The sequence below is a fragment of the Fibrobacter sp. genome (genome assembly GCA_012523595.1).
In the GTDB taxonomy this organism is placed as follows: domain Bacteria; phylum Fibrobacterota; class Chitinivibrionia; order Chitinivibrionales; family Chitinispirillaceae; genus JAAYIG01.
In genome coordinates this window covers 1-1,503 of record JAAYIG010000148.1, presented here as the reverse complement: position 1 = coordinate 1,503, position 1,503 = coordinate 1, and the positions used below count along the sequence as shown (strand labels likewise).

The following is a 1,503-nucleotide window of genomic DNA, read 5'->3' as shown; positions in this document are numbered from 1 at the left end:
ATGCTATATCGAACCACTACGTCCCTTTCTCACTTGACATGCTCCCTGACTATAAGATATTATACCACCCGCCCCTTTTATTTTAAAGGATAAAGTACCGTGAAATGAGTATTTTGCTTGTATATCCTTAAATCGGGGTCGGAATCGGCATCCGGTATCGGAATCGAAAAGCGATAAGAAATCCCCCCTGCCCCCCTTATTAAGAGGGGCGCTTCCAGCGGGGGGACTCTTCTGTATAACGAGGAGGAAAATAAAACTTTCAAGTATCGAGTTATGTGTATCGATTCAAATACAATATGATTACTGAAATAAAAGAAGTCTCTTCTCTTGATGAACCCGGGGTTTCACTCTACAGAACTCTGAAAAAACCGCTTTCACACAGGGAGCTGGGTGTATTTATAGTCGAAGGTGATAAAGTAGTAGAACGGTTCTTTGAAAGCGGGCTGACAGTAATTTCAGTTCTGTTGACTGAAGCTAAACTGGAAATATTCAAGGATGTGCTGAACAGGAAGCAGGAGAATATCGATGTCTATCTCGTCACTCCTGAGCTTCTCAAAGAGATTGTCGGTTTCAGATATCATCAGGGGATAATGGCTGCGGGACTGGTGCCCGAATCTGCCTCTATCGATGAGATCATAAAAAACACAACCGCTCCGAGGTTGTTTGTGGCACTGGACAGGCTCGAGAGTGCGGAAAACACCGGTGTCATCGTTCGAAACTGCACTGCCTGCGGCTGTCAGGCACTGCTTGTGGGCAGAAACTCTACAGATCCCTTCCTGCGCAGGTCTGTGCGCAATTCCATGGGAGCGATTTTTAAAATCCCGGTAATTTACTCTTGCGATTTACCACTGCAGCTCAGATATCTCAGAGAAAAATCCGGGTTCACAATAATTGCCGCACATCCCGGATATGGGTGCACCCCTCTCTATGAAGCTGATCTTACAGGAAACTGCTGCATTGTCTTCGGAAACGAAGGTGAGGGGCTCTCAGAGGAAGTGCTTGATGCGTGTGATGCGAGAGTAAAAGTACCAATGGTTCAGGGGATCGATTCACTCAATGTAGCTGCTTCAAGCGCGGTTTTCCTCTACGAGGCAATGAAACAGCGGATATGCCGTAATTCAGTATTTCAGTGATGGATTAAGTCGGGAAATCTTACTATTTTTGTGGTAACCATCCCTTAGTATAAAATAAGCTCCAGGGGAATCCATTGATGAAAAAACGTGACTGGCTCAAAGAGCTCAATCCGCAGCAGCTCCAGGCTGTGACTTATGGTGATGGTCCGGTGCTGGTTGTGGCTGGAGCCGGAAGCGGTAAGACGAAAACACTCGCCAGCAGGGTAGCCTGGCTCATCTCTCAGGGTATAAGTCCGGACAGGATCCTTCTTCTCACCTTTACCCGCAGAGCAGCTAAAGAGATGCTCGACAGGGCATCACAGGCACTGAATGATCAGACCACGATCTCACAGGTCTGGAGCGGAACTTTCCATGCCGTCGCCAACCGCCT

At 47.4% G+C, this 1,503-nt stretch carries 2 protein-coding genes; both read left to right on the top strand.

Annotated features, from left to right (window positions below):
* The first annotated feature begins 275 nt into the window (after positions 1 to 275).
* Positions 276 to 1,133 (top strand): RNA methyltransferase, encoded by an 858-nt coding sequence (locus tag GX089_10120; protein ID NLP02839.1) that lies wholly within the window; start codon positions 276 to 278, stop codon positions 1,131 to 1,133.
* A 77-nt stretch (positions 1,134 to 1,210) separates the two neighbouring features.
* Positions 1,211 to 1,503 (top strand): UvrD-helicase domain-containing protein (locus GX089_10115; protein ID NLP02838.1); only part of this gene is annotated, 293 nt, incomplete at its 3' end.